The organism is Nocardia sp. No.11, from assembly GCF_038752175.1.
Lineage (GTDB): Bacteria > Actinomycetota > Actinomycetes > Mycobacteriales > Mycobacteriaceae > Nocardia > Nocardia canadensis.
This window is the reverse complement of the sequence record NZ_JBCGFB010000075.1, coordinates 1-23,784: the sequence shown is the minus strand read 5'-3', so window position 1 is coordinate 23,784 and position 23,784 is coordinate 1. Positions and strand designations below refer to the sequence as shown.

Genomic DNA, 23,784 nt, shown 5'->3' with positions numbered 1-23,784 from the left:
TTTGTGTCGTAGGTGAGCGGAATACTGGCCCGCGCCCGATGAGTTGGACCGACGGACTCCGTCTTCTCTCACGTGGTGCCGGGACACAGCAGACCCGGCATCGGGCCACCGCTCGCCCAGCCGATCCCCGCTCCTGGAGGTACCCCGATGCCCGCCGAACTATCCCCGCCGACGACGAAAGGCGGGACGCCGACCGTCATCCGGGTGCTGGTGCTCGCGACGTTCGTGGTGATCCTCAACGAGACCATCATGATCAACGCCATCCCGCGGCTGATGAGCGATCTGCACGTCACCGAGGTGGCCGCGCAGTGGGTCTCCACCGCGTTCATGCTGACGATGGCCGCGATCATCCCCACCACCGGCTGGTTCCTGCAGCGGGTCACCACCCGTCAGGCCTACGCGATCGCGATGGGCGTCTTCATCACCGGCACCGTGCTGTCCGCGCTCGCGCCGACGTTCGCGGTGCTGCTGATCGGCCGCATCATCCAGGCGGGCGGCACCGCGGTGATGATGCCGCTGCTGATGACCACCCTGATGACCGTCGTGGCCGAGCAGGACCGCGGCCGGGTGATGGGCAACGTCACCCTGGCCATCTCGGTCGCACCCGCCATGGGCCCGGTCATCTCCGGCCTCATCCTGCAGATCGATGTCCCCGCGATCGACTCGTGGCGGCTGCTGTTCGTGGTGATGCTGCCGATCGCCGGTGTGGTCACCTGGCTGGGGCTGCGGCAGCTCGAGAACGTCGGCGAACCGCAGCCGGGCGTGCTCGACCTGCCCAGCGTGGCGCTGGCCGCCCTCGGCTTCGGTGGACTCGTGTTCGGCCTGAGCAAGTTCCACAGCGGCAACTACACCACCCCGGCGCTGATCGTCGCCGGTGGCGCTCTGCTGATCGCCACGTTCGCCTGGCGTCAGATCCGGCTGCAGCGCACCGGCACCCCGCTGCTGGACCTGCGGGTCCTGCTGTCGGGCACCTACGCCAAGGCGCTGGTGCTGATGGCCATCGCCTTCCTGGCGATGATGGGCTCGATGATCCTGCTGCCGCTGTACCTGCAGAACCTGCGGCACCTGAGCCCGCTGGAGACCGGACTGCTGGTGATGCCCGGTGGTCTGGCGATGGGCCTGCTCGGCCCGACGGTCGGCCGCCTGTTCGACAAGTTCGGCGGGCGACTGCTGGTGGTCCCCGGCTCGATCGGCATCGCCGTCTCGCTGGCCGGCTTCACCCAGATCTCGCTGACCATGCCGTACTGGCAGCTGCTCGGCCTGCACATCCTGCTGATGATCTCGCTGGCCGCCGCCTTCACCCCGGTGTTCACGCTGGGTCTGGGCGCGCTGCCGATGCACCTGTACTCGCACGGCAGCTCGATGCTGGGCACCCTGCAGCAGGTGGCCGCGGCCTTCGGCACCGCGCTCGTGGTGACGATCATGTCCGCCCGCAGCACCTCGCTCATCGCCGAGGGCACCGACCCGGTCACCGCGAGCCTGGACGGCATGCGCCTGGCCTTCGCGGTCTCGGCGGGCCTGGCCCTGATCGTGATCGCCATGGCGGTCCTGCTGCCGAACCGCGCCGCGGGCGACCCGCACGGCGGTGCCCACGCGCCGGAGCCGGTCGACGAGCCGGAGACGCCGGAGCTGGTCAAGAACTGAGTCGTCACTGGTAGCAAGCCCCCGGTCGCCTCGCGCGGCCGGGGGCTTGCTTGGGTCGGCCCGGCGTTGCGTACCCCGATCCGATGCTGTCGGCGGGCCTTCCGCTGCTCGACCCAACCGCTGCTGCGGGCTCGGACGCCCCGGCAACGCTAGCGGTCCGTCCAGCGGACCGGCAGCGCGTGCACGCCGTAGATGTTCATGTCGGTCCGCAGTCTCACCTCCTCGGCGGGCACAGCGAGTTCCAGGGCCGGGAAGCGGCGCAGCAGGCCCGCGAAGCCGGCGCGCAACTCGATGCGGGCCAGCTGCTGGCCCAGGCACAGGTGGATGCCGTGGCCGAAGGTCAGGTGGCCCCGCGCTTTCCGGTGCACGTCCAGGGTGTCGGGATCGTCGAAGCGCAGCGGATCGCGGTTGGCGGCCAACAGTGAGACGACGACGGTCGACCCGGCGGGAATCGTCTCGCCGCACAGCTCGATGTCCTCGGTGGCGTAGCGGTAGAAGATGTCGGCGACCGAGAGGTAGCGCAGCAGTTCCTCGACGGCGTCGGGGATCAGCTCCGGATCGGCGTGCAGCAGGGCCAGCTGCTCGGGGTGCTCCAGCAGCGCGAAAGTGCCCAGCGCCAGCATGTTCACCGTGGTCTCGTGACCGGCGAGCAGCAGCAGGAAGGCCACGCCGGTCAACTCCTCGATGCTCAGGTCGTCGTGGCGGGCCAGGTCGGAGAGGATGTCCTCGCCGGGCTCGGCCCGCTTGCGCTGCACCAACTCGGCCAGATAGCTGTTCATCGCACCGAACGCGGCCATCTTCTGCGCCAGTTCCTGCTCCTTGACCAGGAACTGGGCGGAGTTGAGCTGGAAGGTCGCCCGGTCTTCGTACGGGACGCCGAGCAATTCGCAGATCACCAGCGAGGGCACCGGCAGCGCGAAGGCCTGGACCAGGTCGACCGGCGGGGTCAGCCGCGCCATCTCGTCGAGCTGTCGCTCGGTGATCTCGACGATGTGCTCCTCGAGCTCCCGCATGCGCTTGACCGTGAAGGCGCCGGTGAGCTTGCGGCGCAGGCGGGTGTGGTCCGGCGGGTCCATGGCGACGAACAGGCCGGGGATCTGCGGGGACGGCTCGGTCGGGACGGGCATCCCGGGCGTCTCGTAGGGCACGTGCACGACGCCGAGGTCCTGGCGGGAGCTGAACCGGGTGTCGGCCATCAGTCTGCGCACCGCCTCGTACCCGGTCACCAGCCAGCCCTCGTGCCCGTCGGGGAAGATCAGTGGGCTGACCGGCCGCACCGCGCGCAGCCGGGTGATCTCGCCGGGCGGGTCGAAGGGACCGGCGTCGCGGTCCAGCGGCAGGCCGTGTGGGATCGAATCGGTGTCACTCATGGTCATTTCCTTGTCGGGTAGGAGGATTCGCGATTCGGCGCTCAGACGACGGCGGTGTGCCGGATGACAATGTTGCCCAGGGAGTTACGCGCGTACACCGCGACGGTGTCGCCCGACGGCGCGACCGGCGCCAGCAGATTCCGCACGGTGCCCACCGTGGCGGCGGTCTCCAGCCGTACCCCGCTGCCGGGACGGATGCCCACCTCCAGCTCGCCCACCGAGGTCTCCAGCCGGAGCTCGCCACGGGCGGCCTCGCCGATGCGGATGTCGCCCTTGGCGGTCTTCGCGGTGACCGAGCCCAGCGGACGCTCGACGACGATGTCGCCCAGGGAGACCGTCAGGTCGCACTCGCCGAGTTCGCCCGCGCCCAGCAGCCTGCCGACGCCCGCGGTGCCGGTCAGCCGGGAGCCGGTCGGGACCTCGATGGACACCTCGATCGACGGGTTGCCGCCGAACGGGGTGTAGGTGCGCCAGTTCTTCGGCGTCGTCACGGTCAGCACGCCGTCGGTGAACTCGACCCTGGTCTGCTCGGCGGCGCGCACGTCGGCCTTCTTGGCCGCGTCGGCGGGCCGGATCGCGACGACGGTGTCGTGACGATCCGAGGCGACGACGGTGACGCCGGCCGACAGGACGTCGACGGTGACGGCGATCGGCTGCGGGGTCGGGAAGGTGTTCATGGTTGTCTCCTGGAGATCGGGCCGCCCGGTTTCCGGGGGCTGCGTTGTTGATGGCACTACTGTCGCGAGCCCGCCTGACACCGACCTGACACCGCGCTGACGCCCGCGCTGACGCGATATCCGGACCGGCGACCGATTGACGCGCGAGGCACAATGGGCCGGGTGCAGATCGGGATATTGGGGCCGCTGGAGATCCGGACGAAAGACGGCGGATCGATAGCGGTACCGGGCGCCCGGCTGCGGGCGCTGCTCGTCGCCCTGGCTCTCGAACCGGGCCGCGCCGTCTCGAAAGAGCGCCTGGTCGACTGGATCTGGGGCGAACAGCCGCCCGCCGACGCGGCGAACGCCCTGCAAGCGCTGGTCTCGCGACTGCGCCGGGTCCTGCCCGACGGCGCCATCGACGTGCAGACCGGCGGCTACCGGCTCACGGTGGCGCCCGACGCCGTCGACGCCGTGCGCTTCGAGCAGCTCNCTGGATCTGGGGCGAACAGCCGCCCGCCGACGCGGCGAACGCCCTGCAAGCGCTGGTCTCGCGACTGCGCCGGGTCCTGCCCGACGGCGCCATCGACGTGCAGACCGGCGGCTACCGGCTCACGGTGGCGCCCGACGCCGTCGACGCCGTGCGCTTCGAGCAGCTCGTCGATCGGGCGCGCGGCGGCGAGGTCGCGCACCGGGCCCGGCTGCTCCGCGAAGCCACCGGCCTGTGGCGCGGGGACCCGCTGCGCGACCTCGGCGACAGCGCGGCCGTGGACGCGGTGATCACCCGCTTCGACGGCCTGTACCTGGCCGCCCTGGAGGACCGCTACGAGGCGCAGATCCAGCTGGGCGAGGGCGCCGACCTGGTCGCCGAGTTGACCGAGCTCGTGGCCAGGCACCCGGTGCGGGAGCGGCTGGTCGCCGCGCTGATGCGCGCACTCGGCGCGGCGGGCCGGGCACCGGAGGCGCTGATCGTGTACCAGCGCGCCAGGGAAGCGCTGGCCGACGAACTCGGGGTCGATCCCTCCCCTGAGCTCTCGGCGCTGCACGTCGCGCTGTTGCGCGGCGAGGTCGGCGCGCGGCCCCAGGAGCGCACGACCAACCTGCGGGCGGAGCTGACGAGTTTCGTCGGCAAGGAGGCCGATATCGCCGTGGTCCGCGAACTCATCGCGGCGCACCGGCTCACCACGCTCACCGGTCCGGGCGGATCGGGCAAGACCCGGCTCGCCGTGGAGACCGCCCGGACCATGCTCGGTGACCTGCCCGACGGCGCCTGGCTGGTGGAACTGGCCGCCGCCGACAGCGACGGCGACCTGGCGCAGGCGGCGCTGGCCGCCCTCGGTCTCCGGGACGCGTTGCTGGGCAGCGCCTCCACCGCCGACCCGATGGACCGGCTCGTCGCGGCGATCCGCGACCGCGAGACCCTGCTGATCCTGGACAACTGCGAGCACGTGATCGAGGCGGCGGCGACCTTCGCCCATCGGATCCTCGGCGAGTGCACCCGGCTGCGCATCCTGGCCACGAGCCGGGAACCGCTCGGCATCACCGGTGAGGCGCTGTGGCAGGTGCGGCCGCTGAGCCTGCCCGCCGCCGTAGCGCAGCCGCGCGAGATCGAGTCCTCCCCCGCCGTCGCCCTGCTGCGCGACCGGGCGAGCGCGGTGCGCACCGACCTCGGCACCGATCCGGACACCTGGGCGACCATGGCGCGCGTCTGCCGGGCGCTCGACGGCATTCCGCTGGCGATCGAGCTGGCCGCGGCGCGCTTGCGCACCATGTCCCTCGATCAGCTCGCCCACCGGCTCGACGACCGGTTCCGGCTGCTGACCGGTGGCAGCCGCACCGCGATCGCGCAGCACCGGACGCTGCGCGCGGTGGTCGACTGGAGCTGGGAGCTGCTCAGCGACGCCGAACGCCGGGTGCTGTCGCGGCTGTCGGTGTTCGCCGGTGGCGCGAGTCTGGAAGCGGCCGAACAGGTGTGCGCCGGTGCGCAGGTCGAGCAGTGGGAGGTGCTCGACCTGCTCACCGCGCTGGCCGAGAAGTCGCTGCTGGTCGTCACCGAGGACCCCGCCCCGCGCTATCGCCTGCTCGAGACGATCAAGCAGTACGCCACCGACCGCCTGGTCGAAGCCGGCGACGCCGAGTCGGCCCGCCGGGCCCACCAGGCGTACTTCGCCGGCCTGGCCGCCACCGCCGAACCGCACCTGCGCCGCGCCGAACAGCTGGAGTGGCTCGCCGTGCTCGACGCCGAACACGACAACATCGCGGCCGCGATGCGCGGCGCGCTCGCGGCCGCCGACACCGCCGGGGCGATGGGGCTCGCGGCAGCCGCGGGCTGGTACTGGTGGCTGGGCGGGCACAAGGCCGAGGGCACCGAGCTGGTCATCGCGGCCGCCGAACTGTCCGGTGAGGTCGACGACGAGACCAGGGCCACCGTCTACGGCCTGGTCGTGCACTTCGTGACCTCGGGACGCAATGACGAGCACCAGGTGGCCGAATGGATCGACAAGGCCTACGAGTACGGCCGCGACAGCCGGGGCGGCCATCCGGCGCTGCGCTTCACCGCCGCGCTGAAACACATGCTCCAGGGCCCCGACGCCTATCTCCCCGCCTTCGAAGCGGTGCTCACCGACGAGGACCCCTGGGCCCGCGCCCTGGCGCGGCTGCAACTGGGCAAGCTGCGCACCGTGCTCGGCCACGACGGCCCGGAAGCCGACGAGTACCTCGAGCAGGCGCTGACCGAGTTCCGCGCGCTGGGTGAGCGCTGGGGGATGTCGTTCGCGCTGACCGAACTGGCGAGCCGGACCGCCATGCGCGGCGAATTCGCCGCCGCGAGTGAGCTCTACGAGCAGGCGATCGCGGTGGTCACCGAGGTCGGCGCGATCGAGGACGTGGTCGGCATGCGGACCCGGCAGGCCCAGCTGTACTGGCGGCTCGGCGACGCCGAGGCGAGCGCGGCGGCGCTGGCCGACGCGCAGCGCTGCGCCGACCGGGCGGGCTGGCCGACCGCGCTGGCCGAAGTCGCTCTGACCCGGGCGGAACTGGCCCGTTGGAACGGCGAGACCGAACCGGCGCATCAGCAGATCGACCTCGCGCGCGGCCTGCTCGGCAGCGATGCCGACCAGCCGAATGTCAGTGCGCTGCTGCATGTCCTGCTCGGCTACCTGGCCGTCGACCTCGACGAGGCGCGTGCCCGACACGCCTCGGCCGTGCGGGCGGCGACCCTGGCCGGCCACGCTCCCCTGATGGCCCACGTCCTCATCGGCATCGCCGACCTGGCCTTGCGGTCCGAGCAATACGAGCAGGCCGCGCGACTACTGGCGGCGAGCACCGCCACGCGCGGCGTCCCCGATCTGTCCCACCCGGACGCGGCCCGCATCGAGGCGACCGCACGAGATCGCCTCGGTGACAAGGAGTTCACCGAGGCGATGCGGGTGGGTGCGGACGCTGATCCGGCCGAGCTGGTCGCGATCACGCTCGCTTCGTGAAGCTCGCCCGCGACCACAGGTAACCGACGACGGCGAACCCGGCGCACCAGGCCAGTGCCGCGACGGTGTGGCCGCCGGAGGGCTGCCCGGTCAGGAAGCCGCGCACCGACTCGATGATCGGGGTGAAGGGCTGATACTGGGCGAACTGCCGGATGCCCTGGCCCATCTTGTCGGCAGGCACGATCGCGCTGCTCAGGAAGGGCAGCATGATCAACGGCACCACCGACATCCCGGCCGCCTCCGGGGTCTTCGCGGCCATGCCGAGCGCGACGGTCAGCCAGGCGGCGGCGAAGGCCGTCGCCAGCAGCACCCCGATCGCGCCGAGCCACTGCACCGCGGTCGCCGGCGAGCGGAACCCCAGCGCGAAACCGACCCCGAGCACGGCGGTGATCGCGACGACATTGGTCAGCATGCTCGCGGCCACGTGCCCGGTCAGCACGGCACCCCGGGACACGTCCATGACCTTGAACCGGTTGATGACGCCCTTGGTCATATCGGAGCTCACCGACACCGCGGTGCCGGACAGCCCGTAGCTGATGGCCAGCATGAGCATGCCGGGCACCGCGTAGTCGATGTAGTTCTCGCCGACGTCGAAGGCGTCGCCGAAGACATAGACGAAGATCAGCATCATCATCACCGGCATCAGCGCCGCGTTGAAGATGGTGACCGGCGAGCGGGTGATGTGGGTGAAGTTGCGGCGCAACATGACCGAGGCGTCGAACAGCGCGGCGGACAGGGTGCTGGGTGCGGTGCGGGTGCTCATCGTGCTTCGGCCTCCGTGGTGGGGTGCCCGGTCAGGGCGAGAAAGACGTCGTCGAGGTCAGGGGTGCGCAGGGAGACCTGCTCGGCCTCCAGCGCGTGCGCGGCCAGCTGATCCAGCAGGGCCCGCAGGGATGTCGAGTCACCGTCACCGGGGACGTTCAGGGCCAGCGCGTCCTCGTCGGGAGTGGCGCCCGGCAGGATCCGCGCCGCGGTCGCCAATTCCGTGGCGTCGGCGAAGCGCAGCCGGATGTGGCTGCCGGGGATGCGGCGCTTGAGTTCCTCGGCGGTGCCCTCGGCGACGATGCGGCCCTGGTCCAGCACGGCGATCCGGTCGGCCAGCTGATCTGCCTCTTCGAGGTACTGGGTGGTGAGGAAGATCGTCACGCCGTCGGCGGTCAGCTCGCGCACGATGTCCCACATGGTGCGCCTGCTGCGCGGGTCGAGGCCGGTGGTCGGCTCGTCGAGGAAGACGATCTCGGGCCTGGTCACCAGGGTCATCGCCAGATCCAGCTTCCGGCGCATCCCGCCGGAGTAGCTCGCGGCCGGCTTACGCGCGGACTCGACCAGGTCGAAGCGTTCCAGCAGTCCGGTGATCACCCGCTTGCCCGCCTGCCCGCGCAGGCGGTGCAGGTCGGCCATCAGCCGCAGGTTCTCCTCGCCGGTGAGCAGGTCGTCGACGGCGGCGAACTGGCCGGTGACGCCGATCGCCTTGCGGACGGCCTTGGTGTCGGTCGCGAGGTCGTGGCCCGCCACCCGCGCGGTGCCGCCGTCGGCGGTCAGCAGGGTGGTCAGCACGTTCACGGTGGTGGTCTTGCCCGCGCCGTTCGGGCCGAGCAGCGAGAAGATCGTGCCCGCGTCGACGTGGAGGTCGATGCCGTCGAGGACCGTCTTGTCCCCGTACGCCTTGCGCAGCCCGGAGGCCGCGATTGCTGTGTTGTTCATGGTGATCACCGTCGCCGGTGGACCTGATACCGGGCTGACACCGCCCTGACACCCCCGCTGACGCCGCCGCCGCGCGCCGCGCCAGCGGCATGTCAGTCCGGCGTCAGGTCGGCGTCAGCGCGGACGGCGACGGTAGTCCTCGTGAACAGCACCGCCTTCGCCGCCTCGCCCCTGCGTCCCGCCCTCGTCGTGCTGCCGCGCGGCGACCGGTCCGGCCGCGCGTGGCCGTTCCTGCGCGGCGATCACCCCCTCGCGCAGCTGATCCGCTTCGCGCTCGTCGGCGGTGCCAGCAATATCGCCTACGTCGCGCTGTTCGTGGCCTGCGCTGGACTGGGACCGCTGGTCGCCAACATCGCGGGCTCGCTCGTGAGCACCGTTATCGCCAACGAGCTACACCGTCAGCTCACCTTCCGGGCGGCCGACCGGGTGGGCCGGCTCACCGCGCAATGCCAGGGCGGCGGTCTGGCCCTGATCGGCCTGCTGACCAGCTCCGCCGCCCTGGCCGGGCTGGAATCACTGGCGCCGGGCCTCGGTCAGACGACGCAGGCGGGCGCCGTGCTCGTCGTGATGGCGCTGGTCGGCGGCCTGCGTTTCCTGGCCCTGCGCGGCCTGGTGTTCTGAGCCGCCCGCCGCTCAGCGGGTGGGCCGGGTGGTGGCCCTGGGGTCGCGCCAGAGCCCGAGGTCGAAGTACAGGGTCGTCATGTCGTCCCACATGACCGACCACGGCTGCTTCGGTCCCTTGCAGCGCCAGACCGCGACCATCCGGTCGATGCCGGGGATCCCCATCGGATCGTCGAGGTGTGCGACGCGCTCCACCTCGGTGAACCGGGCGCGCAGGTCTGCCTCGGCGGTGTCGAGCCCGAGGTAGATCACCGAGGTGGCCGAGTCCGGCGGCGGGCCGAAGAAACCGAAGCCCCGGCTCGGGCTGTACGTGGCGGGCAGCCCGTACCGCGCCCCGAACTGCTCGACGGCACCCGCCTGCCAGTACCCCTGCACGACCACCGCGGAGTTCGCCTTTTCCGCGGGCGTCAGCGTGTGATAGCCGGTGCCGACGGCGGACACCATTTCCGACCAATTGGTGGTTCCCCAGAATGCCGAGCGGAAGCCGAGATCGATGGCGTCCTCGGCCTGAATGCGCCAACTCGGTGGCAGCGGCGTCACGGTGATCATGGCAATGAATGTCACCACCGAGATTCCAGCCAGCGGAATCAATGCCAAGTTCATCCACCGTTTACGGTCGAACTGCCAGAGGCCGACGGCACCGAGGGCGAACATGGCGGGAAAGAAGCCCGTCGGGTAATAAGGCCGACCGTGCGTGACGACGACGAATACGGTCATGATCACCAGCGCCACCGCGATGAACCGATACGGGCGCAGCGATTCCTGCTTGTACACCGCCCAAAATCCGAAGGCGAGCAACAACGCGCCGAGTACGCCCGCCAAGCCGAGCCACTGCGGAAAGAATCCCGGCGGACCGTAGCCGGTCGCGTCCTGCTCCGCGCCGATGATCGAGCCCATGGCCAGCTGCGGCCAGTTGTGCTGGGACTGCCAGATCAGGATCGGGATCAGGGAGGCGGCGAGGATACCGGTCGCCACCCACAGCGCGGGCCTGCGCAGGATCTCGCGGGGGCCGCACAGCACGACGGCCAGCCCGAGGCAGGCCCAGACCAGCGGGATCATCCACTTCACCTGCATGTCCAGGGCGGCAACGAGTCCGGCGATGATCAGCAGCCGGTCCTGCCGGGTCCGCACCCAGCGGATGAACAGCCAGGTGATCACGGCGGTGAAGGTGGCGTCGAAGGAGAAGGTGCTCAGCACGACCTGCGTGGCCACCAGATACGACGTCGCGTAGGTGCCGGCGGCCAGCAGCTGCACACGGTGGCTGCCCCGCAGTTCGTAGGCGATCAGCGCCGACACGACGACCGAGCCGACGCCCATCACGACCGCGGGGAACCGCAGCGCCGTCGTCGATCCCGGCGCGAGCAGGTCGGCGATCCAGGCGAACAGCGGCACCACCACGCCCTGATCGGCGTAGGTGTAGTCGAGCCGCCTGCCCGCAGAGAGGAAGTAGAGCTCGTCGCCGAAGAACTCGTAGCGTCCCGCCGTCACGGTCAGCGCGATCGCGGCGATCGTGGCGAGCACCGCGACCCCGCGAAAAGCGAACGACGGGTTGGTATTCGGAATTTCCTCCGGCACGGCGCGAACCGCGACGACCGCTGTCATGAATTGCCCCTGATACTCCGACAGACGCGTTCGGCACCTCTCCCGCTGGTGCCGTCACCTCTGTTCGCTGATGAACCGATTCCTCCCCGGCAGCGAACTTGATGAGCGCGAGCGCTCGCGGTCCTGCTCGGATTATCCAGTTTCCGAAAACGTTAATGCCTGCCGGCAGGGTCCGCAAATACACCGCACACCGATAGCGGTTCGCTGTAAGTGAGCAGGACGAGGTGGCCGTGAAATTGTGACCTGGGTAATAAATTCCAGGTGAGTCTATACGACCCAGCCCTCATATCGGGCCATTCGAAATGCGGAACGCAGAACGAGTCATTCGCATACGCGTCGGTAACTATTCATCGGTCCGACAGAAACGAAGTACCCGCGCGGTAAACGGCGCAAACCATATTTTTATGGGCATGTTCGCACGGGGCCCGCCGCGTAGGATCCACCCGCTGCCGGGCACGGCCGACGGCCGGAAAAGCAGAAGGGCCCGGTCTGCCGACCGGGCCCTTCGTTGTGGAGCTAAGGGGAATCGAACCCCTGACCTTCTCGATGCGAACGAGACGCGCTACCAACTGCGCTATAGCCCCGTGCGGCTCTGGCGAACCGCGCTGTGACACTGTATCAGGCGTTGCGCCCAGATACCGAATCGGTACTCTGACCTGCTGTTCTGCGTGGTTCGACCAGTTATTCGCCGACTGCGCGGCCGAGGTCTTCGACCCGGGTGCGGAGCGCGCGTGCGGTGGCCGGATCGAAGGTTTCCAGGTGCTCGAACATCGGGTCCTCGTCGTCGGTGTCGAGCAGGGTGGAACGGCGGCGCAGGGCGCGCGCGGTGTCACGGTCCATCGTGCGCCGAGTCGTGGCCGCCTCGGGGGTGGCGGTGGCCTCGCGGCGCTTGCCCCGGGTGAGGCGGGCCGCGCGCCTGCGGCGGATCTCCTCCTCCACGTGGACCTGCTTGCGCAGGTAGGCCAGATAGCCCACCAGCACGGCCGTGGACAGCCCGCACGCCCACCAGAACATCGAATTCAGCAGCAGGCCGAACGCCGCGAACAGGATGGTGGCGATGATGAGGCCGAGCACCGCCCGCTGCCGGAAGCTGTAGCGGGCGGCGCGCGCGATGGCGTCGGCCTCGGGGTCGTAGCCACCGCGCCCGCGCCGGTTCGGCACGAAGTCCTCGTCGTCGTCGGCCGCCGCGTCGGTGGTCTCCTCGGCGACGTCCTCGAGGCGGGCGGGCGGGGCCGGTGGGATACGCGCGGCGACGGGCGGGTCGGTCGCGTCGTCGGCCGCGGCCGACTCGTCGTCGGCGTCCGGCTCCGCCGCAGCGTCATCGATCGGCGCGTCCGCGGCATCCGCGGCCGCGGCGCGGTCTTCGGCCGCGGCGTCGTCGAGGTCTGCCTCTTCCGTCGACGCGGCTTCCAGTTCCGGTGTGGGAGTGAGCAACTCGTCGTCAGCTTCGGTGACGGGCTCGTCGGCCGATGTCGTCATCCGATCCTCCGAATCAGTACGGTGGGGGCGCTTGGTCAGCACGCGGGGGCGGTAGTCGGGGTCACTCTCGTGACCGCCTGCCGCCCCGATGCGAATCCGTCGTTCGGCCCCGCCACGGTGCAGCACGCGCGTGGCGAGTGCGGCATCGGTGGTGCGGCGGATCCGGGGATGCCGGTCCGCCAGGATCGGGAACAGGACGAAGACCCACAGCACCACAAGTCCGATCCACAGGATCGAATTCGGCATCGCGGTCATCACCTCCCGTCCCCGCCTGCGCGTTTATCCATAGTTGGACGCACTACCGACGTCCGTAGGTTAATTCGGGCGCGCCTGCCCTCGCGGCAGGCGCGCCGTGCACACCTGCCACATGAGTAACAGAAATTTCACGGCAGTGCCGCTCGACCCTCTCTGACCAGGCGATCCACGACGGTGCCCATGACTTCTTCGACCGTCAAGCCCACCAGCAGATGATCGCGCCATTCGCCGTCCACATCGAGATAGCGGCGCAGCAAACCCTCTTCGCGGAATCCGACATTGCGCAGCACCGCCTGGCTGGCCAGGTTCTCCGGCCGCACTGTGGCTTCCACCCGGTGCAGCCCGACCGGCCCGAAGCAGTGATCGAGTCCCAGCGCGAGCGCGGCGGTGGCCACGCCCTGACCACCGAGATCCTTGGCCACCCAGTAACCGATCCAGGCCGAGCGCAGCGCGCCGCGCACGATATTGCCGATGGTCAGCTGTCCGCTGAACTGGCCGTTCACCTCGATCACCAACGGGATCATCGCACCCCGCCTGGCCTCGGCTTTCAGGCTCGTCCACAGCGACGGCCAGTTCGACGCGTGATTGCGCGCCTCCCAGCTCCCGCGTCCGGTCGGCTCCCAGCGCTCCAGATGGTCGCGATCGCGCAGCCGGATCCGGCTCCACGCGGCGGCGTCACGGAAGCGCACCGGGCGCAGCGTGACCTGTCCGCCCGCGACGATCACCGGACCGAGCCGGGCCGGCCATCCGGGATGCTGACCTGCCCGGAATACGTTCATCGAGTCCACTGTTCAGCCGCGCTGCGCCAGGAACGCGACCCGCACCTCGTCACCGGTGCGGAAATCGGTGTCGTCGGGCTCCACCACGATCAGGCTGTTCGCCTCGGCCAACGTCGCCAGCAGATGGGAGGACCCGCCGTTGCCGTTGCCCAGCGGCTGCACCAGGTAGTCACCGGTGGCCTCGTCGCGCAGCAGCTGCGCGCGCAGGTAGCCCTTGCGACCGGGCATCGAGGTGATCGGAGTGATGGTGCGGGCGTTGACGATCCGGCGCATCGGCTGCCGACGGCCCAACGCGATCCGGATCAACGGACGCACCATCACCTCGAACACCACCAGCGCGCTCACCGGATTCGACGGCAGCAGGAAGGTCGGGACCTCGTCGCGGCCGAGCCGGCCGAAGCCCTGCACCGAGCCCGGGTGCATGGCCACCCGGTCCACCTCGAGCTCGCCGAGCCCGTCGAGCGCCTCGCGCACCTGGTCCGAGGCCCAGCCGCCGACCGCGCCGGCGATCACCACGACCTCCGAGCGCACCAGCTGACCCTCGACCACATCGCGCAGCCTGCGCGGATCCGCGCTGACGATGCCGACCCGGTTGACGTCGGCGCCCGCGTCCCGCGCGGCCGCGGCCAGCGCGTAGGAGTTCACGTCGTAGACCTGACCGGGGCCGGGCGTGCGATCGATATCGATCAGCTCGCCGCCGATGGAGATCACCGACAGCCGCGGCCGCGGATGCACCAGCACCTTGTCCTGCCCGACCGCGGCCAGCAGCCCCACCTGGGCGGCGCCGATGATGGTGCCCGCGCGGACGGCGACATCGCCGGGCTGCACGTCGTCGCCGATGCGGCGGACGTAGTCGCCCGAGCGGACCGGCTCGAAGACCTTGATCCTGGCCCGGCCGCCGTCGGTGAAGTCCAGCGGCAGCACCGCGTCGGCCAGGGTCGGCAGCGGGGCGCCGGTGTCGACGCGCACGGTCTGGCGCGGCTGCAACCGGATGGGCTGGCGCGAACCGGCGACCACCTCGCCGACCACCGGCAGGGTGAGGTCGATCAGCTCGCCCGCCTCGTCGCGCACGTCGGTGCCCGCGGCGGAGACGTCGACGCTGCGCACCGCGTAGCCGTCGATGGCGGCCTGATCGAAGCCGGGCAGCGGCCGTTCGGTGACGACGTCCTCCGCGCACAGCAGACCCTGGGCCTCGGATATCGCGACCCGGACCGGCCTGGGTGCGACCGCGGCCGCGGTGACCTTGATCAGCTGATCCTCAACCGAGCGCATCGAGCTCCTGTGTCTATGTGTCCATCGCTTGTCGCGCTTACGCGTTCGGGGAGTTGGGGTCCCACTCCGGGCTGAGCCGGAACTTCAGCCACTCGCGCAATTGCGGGCCGTATTCCTCCCGCTCGAGGGCGAAATCGACGGCAGCTCGAAGATAGCCGCCCGGGTTACCCAAATCGTGGCGCGACCCACGGTGGACGACCACATGGACCGGGTGTCCCTCCGCGATCAGCAGGGCGATCGCGTCGGTGATCTGCAATTCCCCGCCCGCGCCCGGCGTGATCCGGCGCAGCGCGTCGAAGATCACGCGGTCGAGCAGGTAGCGACCCGCGGCGGCCAGCGTCGACGGCGCGTCGGCCAGCTCGGGCTTCTCGACCATGCCCTTGACTCGCAGCACGTCGGTCTCGGCGCCCTCGGTCAGCTCCTCGACATCGAAGACGCCGTACGCGCTGACCTGCGACTTCGGCACGTCGATCGCGCACAGCACCGAGCCGCCGCGCTCCCGGCGCACCCGGCTCATGGTCTCGAGCACGCCGCATGGCAGCACCAGGTCGTCGGGCAGCAGCACCGCGATGGCGTCCTCGTCGTCGTCGAGCACCGCCTCGGCCTGGGCGACCGCGTGGCCCAGCCCCAGCGGCTCCTCCTGCACGACCGAGGTCACATCGAGCAGACCGGGGGCCTTGCGGACCTTTTCCAGCAGGGCGAACTTGCCGCGCTCGGCCAGGGTGCTCTCCAGCACCAGGTCTTCGACGAAATGGGCGACGACGCCGTCCTTGCCGGGCGAGGTCACGATCACCAGCCGCTCGGCGCCGGAATCGGCGGCCTCGGCGGCGACGAGCTCGATGCCGGGGGTGTCGACCACCGGCAGCAATTCCTTGGGCACCGTCTTGGTAGCAGGCAGAAACCGCGTCCCGAGTCCGGCCGCGGGTACCACCGCAGTGCGGAAACCGGAAGTCTTGTCTGTCATGCGCATACCCTATCCATTCAGCGTGCCGTCCGATCGCCCGTCGCGACGATCCGGCGTCGGCAAGAGCTTAGGGTGGTCGCTGTGGAGATGCCCGGTGAGCGCACCAAATATGCATGGCGCAGCCACATCCTCGCCGAACGAGCGCTGGTCGGGCCCGCCGATCACGCACGCGAGGCCGCGGCGCTGGCCGCCGCGATCGGCCCGCTGGCCGGGGCCGACGACGTGGTCTGCGCCTATGTCCCGATCCGTGGCGAGCCCGGCGATCTGCGCATGCTCGACGCGCTGCGTGTGCGCAACGCCACGGTGTTGCTGCCGGTGACCGGCGAGCCGGGACCGCTGAGCTGGGCCCGCTACGAGGGTCCCGATTCGCTGCGCAGGGCCCGCTTCGGTCTGCTCGAACCGACCACGGCGACGCTGCCGCCCGCCACCGTGACCACCGCCGCGACCATCCTGGTGCCCGCGCTCGCGGTGGACCGGCGGGGCGTCCGGCTGGGCCGCGGAGCGGGGTACTACGACCGCACGCTGGGCGCCGTCGGAAACAGCACTCGCCTGATCGCCGTCGTCCGGGATAATGAACTCGTCGACCGGCTGCCGGAGGAACCGCACGACCGGCGGATGGGGTGGGCGCTGACGCCCGGCGGTGGGCTGCGTGAACTGGGCGGTGACCGGCCCGTTCCGCCGGAATGAAACGGCGATTTCCGACGTTGGCAGTGTCGGCGGTAGAGTGCTAGATCGACGAGACTTGCGGAGGATCCTGTGCCAACTTATTCATACGCGTGCACCGAGTGTGACAACCGCTTCGACATCGTTCAGTCCTTCTCCGACGACACGCTGACGGAGTGCCCGCAGTGTTCCGGGAAGCTGCGGAAGCTGTTCAACTCGGTCGGCATCGTGTTCAAGGGCAGCGGTTTCTACCGCACCGACAGCCGGGGTGGCGCGTCCACCGCGAGCGAGCCCGCGAAGTCCTCCGCGGACAGCGGCAGCACCAACGGCAGCAGCTCCACCAGCACCAGCACCAGTTCGACGCCCGCCGCCGCGAGCTGATCTCCGCCGGTTTGTCCACAGCCCCGAAGTTATCCACAACCAGCACTTTCGGCGGCTGATCCGCACTGCCACGCTCCTAGGCTTCGGGCATGACTCGCAGTCTCGCCGATCTGGGACGTGGCAGTTCCTGGCGTTTCGCCCTCGGTAACCGCCCGGCCTGGGCCGATGCGCTGCTCGCGCGGCGCATCGCGGCCGCCGTGCTCGCGCTGATCGCCCTCGCGCTGTTCGTCCGGGGCGATCCCGGCACCGCCCGGCACGACGTCGTCGTCGCCGCCCGTGAGCTGGCTCCGGGCCGACTGCTCACCGCCGACGATCTGCGCGTCGACCGGCTCGAATCCCGTTCGCTGCCTTCGGGTTCGGTCACCGACACCGCCGTCCTGGTCGGCGCGACACTCACCGGCGCGATGCACGTCGGCGAAACCTTCACCGACCTGCGCGTCATCGGCCCGCGGTTGGCCGCGGCCGCGGCGGGCTCCCCCGACGCCCGGATCGTGCCGCTCCGCCTGGCGGATTCCGCGGTGGCCGAGGTGTTGCGCGCGGGCGACCGGGTCGATGTCGTCGGCGTCGAAGACTCGGGCGGACCGGGTGCGAGCAAGCCCGCCCGCACGCTGGCCACCGACGCCGCCGTGGTCCTCGTCACCGCGACGGGCGAGCGACGTTCGGGCACGGAACGGGTGGTCCTGGTCGCGCTGGACGCCGAATACGCCACGGCGGTGGCCGGTGCCTCGTTACGAACGGCGCTCACGGTCGTCTTCCATTGACCCCGCCGGCCCGCACCGTGGACACCACCTTGGCGCTGTTCGCGAGAAATTTGCCGCAATGCTGATTAGCATCACACACGAACCTGCTCGACCGTTCAGCGCATTCGAACCAGGAGCACAGCGCCCCCGGCCGGCTCCTCGACGAAGGAGACATCGGCAATGCTCAAAGGTTTCAAGGATTTCCTGCTCCGCGGCAATGTGATCGACCTGGCCGTCGCCGTCGTGATGGGTACCGCGTTCGTAGCCATCGTCACCGCGTTCACCAACGGGATCGTCAATCCGCTGCTCGCGGTCTTCGGCGGGTCCAACGAGATGGGGCTGGGTATCCAGCTGGTGGCCGACAAACCGGCCACCTTCGTCGAGATCGGGCCCATCATCACCGCGGGCATCAACTTCCTGATGATCGCCGTGATCCTGTACTTCGTGCTGGTGCTGCCCGCGACCATGGCGAAGAAGCGCTTCTCCAAGGCCGACGAGAAGCTCTCCGAGAACGAGCTGCTCATCCAGATCCGGGATCTGCTGGCCGAGCAGGGCAACACCTCGAACGGCAAGCACGGCATCGCCACCGAGTCGGCGACCAGCAACGGCGAACACACTCGCTGAGCTGCCTCGACGACGAAGGTCGGGGCCGGTTCCGGGAACTCGGCCCCGACCTCGTCAGGTGCGCTGGTGGCCCGCGTCAGCCGAGGCTGAACGGCTGACCCCACAGGGTGACCCAGCTGATCACGTTGTCGGTCTCCACCTCGACGCTCACGAACGAGCGCGCCTGGGCGTACCCACCACAGCCCGACAGACCGATGGTCTCGTCGGCCCAGGTCACTGAGCCGCTGCCGCCCTTGAAGGCGTTGCGGGTCTTGTGGGACTCGTTGCCGTAGTCGTCGGGCTGTTCCAGATCGAGAACGTAGAAGGACTTGGACTGGCCGGGGCCGACGGTCAGTTCGCCGCCGGAGGTCACGCCGCCGGAGACAGTGCCTCCCCAATCGCTTTCGCCCTCGGCGCCGCCGGCGGCCGCGCCACCGGCGATGTTCACCTGGCAGCCGACGGTGTAGCCGGGGAAGATCTTGCCGCCCCCGTCGCCGGAGACGGTCACCTGCGCACTGCCGGAGACCCAGGCATTGCGATGGACGGGCGTGGAGCCCAGCGACGGATTGATATTGGCCGATTCGTCGACCAGGCTGATGTCGACGACGGTGCCATCGGACAGAGTCTTGGTGATATGCCCGCCCGGCAGCGGAACGAAGGTGTCGGCATCGGCCGCACCGGTGGAGAACAAGCCCAGCGCCACAGTCGCCGCGGCCGTGATCCCGGCGGCGCGCGTCATGCTCTTACGGTTGATCGTCACAGTTGACCCCTCGAGGGTGAATTCGTGTGCGGTAGCCAGATTTTCGGGTTCGGCCGCGATCAGCCGATGCTGAACGGCGCACCGTACAGCGTGGTCTTCGAGTAGTGGTCGCCGATGATCTCGACCACGGTGTACGACCGTGCCTGGGCGTAGCCGGCGCAGCCCTGAATCTGGATCTCCGCGTCCTGGTATTCCACCGAGTAGACACCGGGCTTGAGGATGTCCTTGGCATCGATCTGCACGAAGGCGACCTCGCCGGGGCCGAGATTGAGACCGATCGAGCCACCGGCGCTCGGGCCGCTCGTGGACAGGCCGCCGGACAGGCCGGCGCCGACCGCGTCGTCACCGATGCTGATCTGGCAACCGACGATGTAGCCGTGGTTCAGATTCGATGCACCGTGCGTCGAGGAATTGTTGGAGCCGGGACGATTCGACGGACCGTTCCACGGGCCGACCTCGCCCTCCGGCGTTTCCTGCACATCGGCCCGCGCGTTGCCCGACACCCAGACGACGCGGCCCGCGCCGTTGGCGGCCAGCGACGGGGAGACCAGGGCGTGCTCGCCGGTCCGGCTGAGATGAACGCCGGGGCCGTGCTTCTCGCCGTCCGGCAACGGAACGAAGGTATCCGCATCGGCTGCACCGGCCGACAGCAGGCCGATCGTCACGGCCACTGCGGCGCCGGCGCCGACGGCGCCGCGGCGCACGCGGTTGGTGCGGTTCTCGCTCATACTTCCCCTCGAGGTGTACGCAAAATCGACCTCGACCGTCGAGGTCGATATCTGTGCTGCGCCCGGACCCAGCCCAGACGGGTCCGCGGACCGCGTCGCTGGCAACAGGGCAGATTCGCCCAGCCGGGAGGTGTATCGAGAAGCTGAAAAGCACGAAATTCGTGGTGATAACGACCACAACAGCAGTCATTTCGCCACAAACATAATGAGGGGACCCCGCAATGTCCAGCGCTATGCCATCGACGGCACAACAAAACGGGCCGGTCGCAATCGCGACCGGCCCGTGGTGTTCGTGATCGAACAGATCAGCCCAGGCTGAACGGCTGACCCCAGAGGGTCACCCAACTGATGACGTTGTCGGTCTCGACCTCGACGCTCACGAAGGCACGAGCCTGCGCGTAGCCGCCGCAGCCGGTCAGGCCGATGGTCGAATCCGACCAGGTCACCGAGCCGGCGCCGTCCTTGAACTTGTTCGACTTGCCGTGCGACTCGCTGCCGTAGTCGTCGGCCTTCTCGATGTCGAGAATGTAGAACGACTTCGACTGGCCGGGGCCGAGCGAGAGCTCGCCGCCGGTGCCGACGCCACCGGAAGCGTTGCCCTCCCAGTCGCTTTCGACCGTCGCGTCGCCGGAGACACCGCCGCCGGCGATGTTCACCTGGCAACCCACGGTGTAGCCCGGGAAGATCTTGCCCGAGCCGCCGTCGGAGACGGTGACCTGCGCGCTACCGGAGACCCACGCGTTGCGGTGCACCGGGGTGGAACCCATCGACGGGCTGATGTTGGCCGACTCGCCCACCAGGCTGATCTCGACGACGGTGCCGTCGGACAGGGTCTTGGTGATGTGGCCGCCCGGCAGGGGAACGAAGGTGTCGGCGTTGGCCGCGCCCGTGGAGAACAGGCCGACGGCCACGGTGGCCGCGGCGCTGACGCCCGCCATCCGCGCCATGAACTTACGGTTGATCATAGGAATGTCCCTCGAGGATTGAGTTCGCCGCAGCGAGAAGAAGATTCGTGCCGGTTCGAAAGACGTCAGCCGATGCTGAACGGCATGCCGTACAGGGTGGTCTTCGAGTAGTTGTCACCGATGATCTCGACCACGGTGTACGCCCGGGCCTGCGCGTAGCCGGCGCAGCCCTGGATCTCGATCTCCGCGTCCTGGTAATCGATCGCGTAGGTGCCGGCCTTCTGGATGTCCTTCGAGCTGATCTGCACGAACTTGACCTCGCCCGGGCCCAGGTTGACGCCGATCGAGCCGCCGGCGCTCACGCCACCGGTGCTCAGACCGCCGGAGACGCCGGCGCCGATCGCGTCGTCGGCGATGCTCACCTGGCAACCGACGATGTAGCCGGTGTTCAGCTGGGAGGTGCCGTGGGTGGAGGAGTTGTTGGAACCGGGGCGGCCCGACGGACCGTTCCAGGGGCCGACCTCGCCCTCGGGGGTGTCGGCGACCTCGGCCAGCGCGGTGCCGGAGACCCAGACGACGCGTCCCGCGCCGTTGGCGGCCAGCGACGGCGAGATCAAAGCGTGCTCACCCGTGCGGGTGATGGTCACGCCGGCAGGGCTCACCTTCTGGCCGTCCGGCAACGGCACGAAGGTGTCGGCGTTGGCGGCACCGGTCGACAGCAGGCCGAAAGCCACGGCGGCCGCGGCAGCGCCGACGCCCGCGGCACGGGCGCCGCGGCGCACACCGGTGGTGCGGTTCTCGCTCATACTTCCCCTCATCAGTGTCTAACAGCCGATCTCGACTTTCGAGACCGGACGGGTGGACCTCACAGGCCCAGCTCAGTGTGTCGCCCCTTTGTTGCCGTTACGTAACCAACTGTTATTTCGACGATACGGCCGGGGCCGGTGTGGCGAACCCGAGCCAGGGTTCCACCGGGTGGTTCAACGCACAGAAGTGGGGTACTGCGGGGACCAATAGTTGATGGCTCGATGGCGAACATTAAACGCTGCGCCGTCGTTCCGGCAACGAAAGAGTTCGTAAATTTCATTGTGACACCCAGCACAGTTCCACACATGGTCACATGCTTTGAAGTGCATAAATGCATCCGGGATCTCGCGCGTCAACGGGGGTGGACCAGAAGTGGTTACTGGCGAGTTTCGAACACTCATACGACAAAGGACCACGCTTTCGCGTGGTCCCGGGGAATTGTCACCTGTTCGCAATCACACCGAAAACGACATTTCGGTGAGCGCCTATTACGTAGCGGCTACGTAGATAACGGTACGGTCACCCGTGGTGCGGTGGCACCTGCGAACGTAACCATTCGTCGTTATCCGAACGCCCGCCGCGCTCGTCGCCGGTGGTTTCGGGCAGCACGTCACCGAAGATGCGGGCCAAACGCGCGGCCTCGGCGGCCTTGCGGCGGAGGGCCTCCTGGTCCTGCGGCGACGTGCTGTCCGACGACGTCATCGTGCCCTCACTCGTCCAAACCGGAGAGCTCGTCGATCACCCGGCTCGCGAGCGGACCCAGCGTCGCCATGCCGTCGCGGATGGCGGAGCGGGTACCCGGCAGGTTCACGACCAGGGTGCTGCCGGAGATGCCCGCGACACCGCGCGACAGCCCAGCGTCCAGCGAACCCGCCACCCGGCCCGAGGCCCGCAGGGCCTCGGTGATGCCGGGCAGTTCCCGGTCGAGCACCTGCGCGGTGGCCTCGGGGGTGACATCGCGCGGCGACATACCGGTGCCACCGACCGAGATCACCAGGTCGACGCCGCCGATCACCGCGGTGTTGAGCGCGTTGCGGATCTCGACCTCTTCCGCCTGCACCGTCACCGAGGCGTCGACGAGGAAGCCGGCCTCGCTGAGCAGTTCGGTGACGAGCGGGCCGAACGAATCCACGCCGCCATGCGCCGTCCGATCGTCGACGACAACAACCAGTGCACGCCCTGCCACGGGAGCATCGATGTCCATGCTCATCACCGTAGCGCCTACGCACGACAGCGCCGCGTTCGAACGCATCATCGGCCACCCTCCGCCGCCGCGCCGGTGAGGGTGACCTCGACCGTCTTGGCGTTGCCACCCTGCTCGTCGGTGTAGGTGAGCTCGACCTTGTCGCCCGGCTGATGCGAGCGCACCGCCGCGATCAGCGCGTCGCCGGAGTCGATCGGCCGATCGTCGAGCCGGGTGACGACCGCGCCCGCGGGCACGCCCGCCTTGGCGGCCGGGCCGTCCGGGGTGACCTCGAGTACACGGGCCGCGGTGTCCTGCGGCCGCAGCTTGATGCCGATCTGGGCGTAGGTGGCGTGGCCGGTCTTGATCAGTTCGTCGGCGACCCGGCGGGCCTGATCCACCGGGATCGCGAAGCCGAGGCCGATCGATCCGCTCTGCGCGCCGCCCGCGGCCTCGCCGCCGAGGCTGGCGATGGCGGTGTTGATGCCGATCAGCTTGCCCTGACCGTCGACCAGCGCGCCGCCGGAGTTGCCCGGGTTGATCGCCGCGTCGGTCTGGATCGCGTCGATCACCGGGTTGACCTGGCTGGGGGTGCCCTCACCGCTGGTCGAGACCGGGCGGTTGAGCGCGGAGACGATGCCGGTGGTGACGGTGCCCGCCAGACCCAGCGGCGAGCCGATCGCGATCACCGGCTGACCGACCGCGAGGCCGTCGGAAGTGCCCAGTTCGATCGGGGTCAGCCCGCTCTTGCCGCTGACCTTGATGACGGCCAGATCCGAGACCGGATCGGCGCCGATCATGGTGGCGGGCGCGGTGCTGCCGTCGCTGAACACCACCTCCATCTTCGCCGAGGCGCCCGCGCCGGCGGCGACGTGGTTGTTGGTGAGGATCAGGCCGTCGGTGGACAACACGACGCCCGAGCCCTCCCCGGAGGCGCGCGCCCCGGCGACTTTGATCATCACGACGCTGGGCAGCACTCGCTGAGCTACCGCCTGGGTGGAGCCCGCGGGGGCGTTGGCGACGTTGTTGACCGCGGGTTTGGGAGCGTCGAGCGCGTTGGTCACCGGCGCTCGGTCCGAGCCGGTGGCCAGCACGCCGACCACACCGCCGACACCGCCGCTGACCAGCGCCAACGCCGTCGCCCCCGCGACGAGTCCGAGCCGCAGCGGCTTGCGCTGCGGCGCCT

The 23,784-nt window shown here is 69.6% G+C and carries 23 protein-coding genes and 1 tRNA gene; 7 read left to right on the top strand and 17 right to left on the bottom strand.

The annotated features are described in order from the left end of the window. Positions 1-147: 147 nt before the first annotated feature. Positions 148-1,644, top strand: coding sequence for an MDR family MFS transporter (locus V8688_RS21125; RefSeq protein ID WP_218721787.1), 1,497 nt, complete (start codon positions 148-150; stop codon positions 1,642-1,644). A 149-nt stretch (positions 1,645-1,793) separates the two neighbouring features. Here the strand turns inward: V8688_RS21125 and V8688_RS21120 are convergent, their stop codons facing one another. After that, a complete protein-coding gene (locus tag V8688_RS21120) occupies positions 1,794-3,014 on the bottom strand; it encodes a cytochrome P450 (RefSeq protein WP_342801533.1) in 1,221 nt (406 codons plus the stop codon). A gap of 41 nt (positions 3,015-3,055) precedes the next feature. Further along, positions 3,056-3,691 carry a DUF4097 family beta strand repeat-containing protein gene (locus tag V8688_RS21115; protein ID WP_342801532.1) on the bottom strand — a complete coding sequence of 212 codons (636 nt, stop codon included), beginning with the start codon at positions 3,689-3,691 and terminating at the stop codon, positions 3,056-3,058. 569 nt (positions 3,692-4,260) lie between these two features. Between V8688_RS21115 and V8688_RS21110 the strand changes: the two genes are divergently transcribed. Continuing rightward, the gene (locus tag V8688_RS21110; RefSeq protein WP_342801531.1) at positions 4,261-7,152 is read left to right on the top strand and encodes a BTAD domain-containing putative transcriptional regulator; all 2,892 of its coding nucleotides are present in this window, start codon (positions 4,261-4,263) and stop codon (positions 7,150-7,152) included. Here the strand turns inward: V8688_RS21110 and V8688_RS21105 are convergent. Beyond that, on the bottom strand, positions 7,136-7,915 hold the full coding sequence (locus V8688_RS21105) for an ABC transporter permease (RefSeq protein ID WP_342801530.1): 780 nt from the start codon (positions 7,913-7,915) through the stop codon (positions 7,136-7,138). The two genes, V8688_RS21110 and V8688_RS21105, sit on opposite strands and share 17 nt — an antisense overlap. Further along, positions 7,912-8,856 carry an ATP-binding cassette domain-containing protein gene (locus tag V8688_RS21100; protein ID WP_342801529.1) on the bottom strand — a complete coding sequence of 315 codons (945 nt, stop codon included), beginning with the start codon at positions 8,854-8,856 and terminating at the stop codon, positions 7,912-7,914. Before V8688_RS21100 ends, V8688_RS21105 begins: the two co-directional genes overlap by 4 nt. A gap of 192 nt (positions 8,857-9,048) precedes the next feature. On the opposite strand from V8688_RS21100, the gene V8688_RS21095 reads away from it, so the two are divergent. Further along, positions 9,049-9,477, top strand: a complete 429-nt coding sequence (locus V8688_RS21095) for a GtrA family protein (protein WP_255588698.1) — start codon at positions 9,049-9,051, stop codon at positions 9,475-9,477. Between the two features lie 12 nt (positions 9,478-9,489). On the opposite strand, the gene V8688_RS21090 is transcribed toward V8688_RS21095, so the two are convergent. From V8688_RS21090 to V8688_RS21065, 6 genes are all read right to left on the bottom strand, one after another. After that, positions 9,490-11,079, bottom strand: coding sequence for a glycosyltransferase family 39 protein (locus V8688_RS21090; RefSeq protein WP_316576092.1), 1,590 nt, complete (start codon positions 11,077-11,079; stop codon positions 9,490-9,492). 511 nt (positions 11,080-11,590) lie between these two features. After that, a tRNA-Ala gene (locus tag V8688_RS21085) sits at positions 11,591-11,663 on the bottom strand. Between the two features lie 97 nt (positions 11,664-11,760). Next, the gene (gene glpR, locus V8688_RS21080; protein ID WP_218721737.1) at positions 11,761-12,804 is read right to left on the bottom strand and encodes a gephyrin-like molybdotransferase receptor GlpR; all 1,044 of its coding nucleotides are present in this window, start codon (positions 12,802-12,804) and stop codon (positions 11,761-11,763) included. Between the two features lie 137 nt (positions 12,805-12,941). Continuing rightward, a complete protein-coding gene (locus V8688_RS21075) occupies positions 12,942-13,592 on the bottom strand; it encodes a GNAT family protein (RefSeq protein ID WP_218721735.1) in 651 nt (216 codons plus the stop codon). A 12-nt stretch (positions 13,593-13,604) separates the two neighbouring features. After that, complete coding sequence (gene glp / locus V8688_RS21070) at positions 13,605-14,864, bottom strand: gephyrin-like molybdotransferase Glp (RefSeq protein WP_218721734.1); 1,260 nt, start codon at positions 14,862-14,864, stop codon at positions 13,605-13,607. Between the two features lie 37 nt (positions 14,865-14,901). Then, positions 14,902-15,828 carry a UTP--glucose-1-phosphate uridylyltransferase gene (locus tag V8688_RS21065; protein WP_218721732.1) on the bottom strand — a complete coding sequence of 309 codons (927 nt, stop codon included), beginning with the start codon at positions 15,826-15,828 and terminating at the stop codon, positions 14,902-14,904. An 87-nt stretch (positions 15,829-15,915) separates the two neighbouring features. Between V8688_RS21065 and V8688_RS21060 the strand changes: the two genes are divergently transcribed. From V8688_RS21060 to mscL, 4 genes are all read left to right on the top strand, one after another. Continuing rightward, positions 15,916-16,515: a 5-formyltetrahydrofolate cyclo-ligase gene (locus V8688_RS21060; protein ID WP_218721794.1), complete on the top strand. Its 600-nt coding sequence runs from the start codon at positions 15,916-15,918 to the stop codon at positions 16,513-16,515. Between the two features lie 69 nt (positions 16,516-16,584). Next, complete coding sequence (locus tag V8688_RS21055) at positions 16,585-16,872, top strand: FmdB family zinc ribbon protein (RefSeq protein WP_316576095.1); 288 nt, start codon at positions 16,585-16,587, stop codon at positions 16,870-16,872. A gap of 89 nt (positions 16,873-16,961) precedes the next feature. Continuing rightward, entirely contained in the window at positions 16,962-17,633 is a 672-nt protein-coding gene (locus tag V8688_RS21050; RefSeq protein WP_342801528.1) for an SAF domain-containing protein, read from the top strand. A gap of 159 nt (positions 17,634-17,792) precedes the next feature. Continuing rightward, positions 17,793-18,236 (top strand): large conductance mechanosensitive channel protein MscL, encoded by a 444-nt coding sequence (mscL, locus tag V8688_RS21045; RefSeq protein WP_218721727.1) that lies wholly within the window; start codon positions 17,793-17,795, stop codon positions 18,234-18,236. 76 nt (positions 18,237-18,312) lie between these two features. Here the strand turns inward: mscL and V8688_RS21040 are convergent, their stop codons facing one another. The 7 genes from V8688_RS21040 to V8688_RS21010 all read right to left on the bottom strand — a co-directional run. Continuing rightward, complete coding sequence (locus V8688_RS21040; RefSeq protein WP_342801537.1) at positions 18,313-18,954, bottom strand: MspA family porin; 642 nt, start codon at positions 18,952-18,954, stop codon at positions 18,313-18,315. A gap of 80 nt (positions 18,955-19,034) precedes the next feature. Then, the gene (locus tag V8688_RS21035; protein ID WP_218721725.1) at positions 19,035-19,703 is read right to left on the bottom strand and encodes an MspA family porin; all 669 of its coding nucleotides are present in this window, start codon (positions 19,701-19,703) and stop codon (positions 19,035-19,037) included. Between the two features lie 305 nt (positions 19,704-20,008). Continuing rightward, a complete protein-coding gene (locus V8688_RS21030) occupies positions 20,009-20,668 on the bottom strand; it encodes an MspA family porin (RefSeq protein WP_218721724.1) in 660 nt (219 codons plus the stop codon). Between the two features lie 65 nt (positions 20,669-20,733). After that, the gene (locus V8688_RS21025; protein ID WP_218721722.1) at positions 20,734-21,414 is read right to left on the bottom strand and encodes an MspA family porin; all 681 of its coding nucleotides are present in this window, start codon (positions 21,412-21,414) and stop codon (positions 20,734-20,736) included. Positions 21,415-21,934: 520 nt separating this feature from the next. Then, a complete protein-coding gene (locus V8688_RS21020; protein ID WP_218721720.1) occupies positions 21,935-22,117 on the bottom strand; it encodes a hypothetical protein in 183 nt (60 codons plus the stop codon). A 7-nt stretch (positions 22,118-22,124) separates the two neighbouring features. Then, positions 22,125-22,667, bottom strand: coding sequence for a MogA/MoaB family molybdenum cofactor biosynthesis protein (locus V8688_RS21015; protein WP_218721718.1), 543 nt, complete (start codon positions 22,665-22,667; stop codon positions 22,125-22,127). Further along, a partial coding sequence (locus tag V8688_RS21010) for a trypsin-like peptidase domain-containing protein (RefSeq protein WP_342801527.1) occupies positions 22,667-23,784 on the bottom strand: 1,118 nt, incomplete at its 5' end. The genes V8688_RS21015 and V8688_RS21010, both read right to left, overlap by 1 nt.

Excerpts from the sequence above, each read along its gene's own strand:
- V8688_RS21125 (WP_218721787.1), top strand. The coding sequence starts at position 148 with ATGCCCGCCGAACTATCCCCGCCGACGACGAAAGGCGGGACGCCGACC.
- V8688_RS21120 (WP_342801533.1), bottom strand. The coding sequence starts at position 3,014 with ATGAGTGACACCGATTCGATCCCACACGGCCTGCCGCTGGACCGCGAC.
- V8688_RS21115 (WP_342801532.1), bottom strand. The coding sequence starts at position 3,691 with ATGAACACCTTCCCGACCCCGCAGCCGATCGCCGTCACCGTCGACGTC.
- V8688_RS21105 (WP_342801530.1), bottom strand. The coding sequence starts at position 7,915 with ATGAGCACCCGCACCGCACCCAGCACCCTGTCCGCCGCGCTGTTCGAC.
- V8688_RS21100 (WP_342801529.1), bottom strand. The coding sequence starts at position 8,856 with ATGAACAACACAGCAATCGCGGCCTCCGGGCTGCGCAAGGCGTACGGG.
- V8688_RS21090 (WP_316576092.1), bottom strand. The coding sequence starts at position 11,079 with ATGACAGCGGTCGTCGCGGTTCGCGCCGTGCCGGAGGAAATTCCGAAT.
- glpR (WP_218721737.1), bottom strand. The coding sequence starts at position 12,804 with ATGCCGAATTCGATCCTGTGGATCGGACTTGTGGTGCTGTGGGTCTTC.
- V8688_RS21075 (WP_218721735.1), bottom strand. The coding sequence starts at position 13,592 with ATGAACGTATTCCGGGCAGGTCAGCATCCCGGATGGCCGGCCCGGCTC.
- glp (WP_218721734.1), bottom strand. The coding sequence starts at position 14,864 with ATGCGCTCGGTTGAGGATCAGCTGATCAAGGTCACCGCGGCCGCGGTC.
- V8688_RS21065 (WP_218721732.1), bottom strand. The coding sequence starts at position 15,828 with ATGACAGACAAGACTTCCGGTTTCCGCACTGCGGTGGTACCCGCGGCC.
- V8688_RS21060 (WP_218721794.1), top strand. The coding sequence starts at position 15,916 with ATGCCCGGTGAGCGCACCAAATATGCATGGCGCAGCCACATCCTCGCC.
- V8688_RS21050 (WP_342801528.1), top strand. The coding sequence starts at position 16,962 with ATGACTCGCAGTCTCGCCGATCTGGGACGTGGCAGTTCCTGGCGTTTC.
- mscL (WP_218721727.1), top strand. The coding sequence starts at position 17,793 with ATGCTCAAAGGTTTCAAGGATTTCCTGCTCCGCGGCAATGTGATCGAC.
- V8688_RS21040 (WP_342801537.1), bottom strand. The coding sequence starts at position 18,954 with ATGACGCGCGCCGCCGGGATCACGGCCGCGGCGACTGTGGCGCTGGGC.
- V8688_RS21035 (WP_218721725.1), bottom strand. The coding sequence starts at position 19,703 with ATGAGCGAGAACCGCACCAACCGCGTGCGCCGCGGCGCCGTCGGCGCC.
- V8688_RS21030 (WP_218721724.1), bottom strand. The coding sequence starts at position 20,668 with ATGATCAACCGTAAGTTCATGGCGCGGATGGCGGGCGTCAGCGCCGCG.
- V8688_RS21025 (WP_218721722.1), bottom strand. The coding sequence starts at position 21,414 with ATGAGCGAGAACCGCACCACCGGTGTGCGCCGCGGCGCCCGTGCCGCG.
- V8688_RS21020 (WP_218721720.1), bottom strand. The coding sequence starts at position 22,117 with ATGACGTCGTCGGACAGCACGTCGCCGCAGGACCAGGAGGCCCTCCGC.
- V8688_RS21015 (WP_218721718.1), bottom strand. The coding sequence starts at position 22,667 with ATGCGTTCGAACGCGGCGCTGTCGTGCGTAGGCGCTACGGTGATGAGC.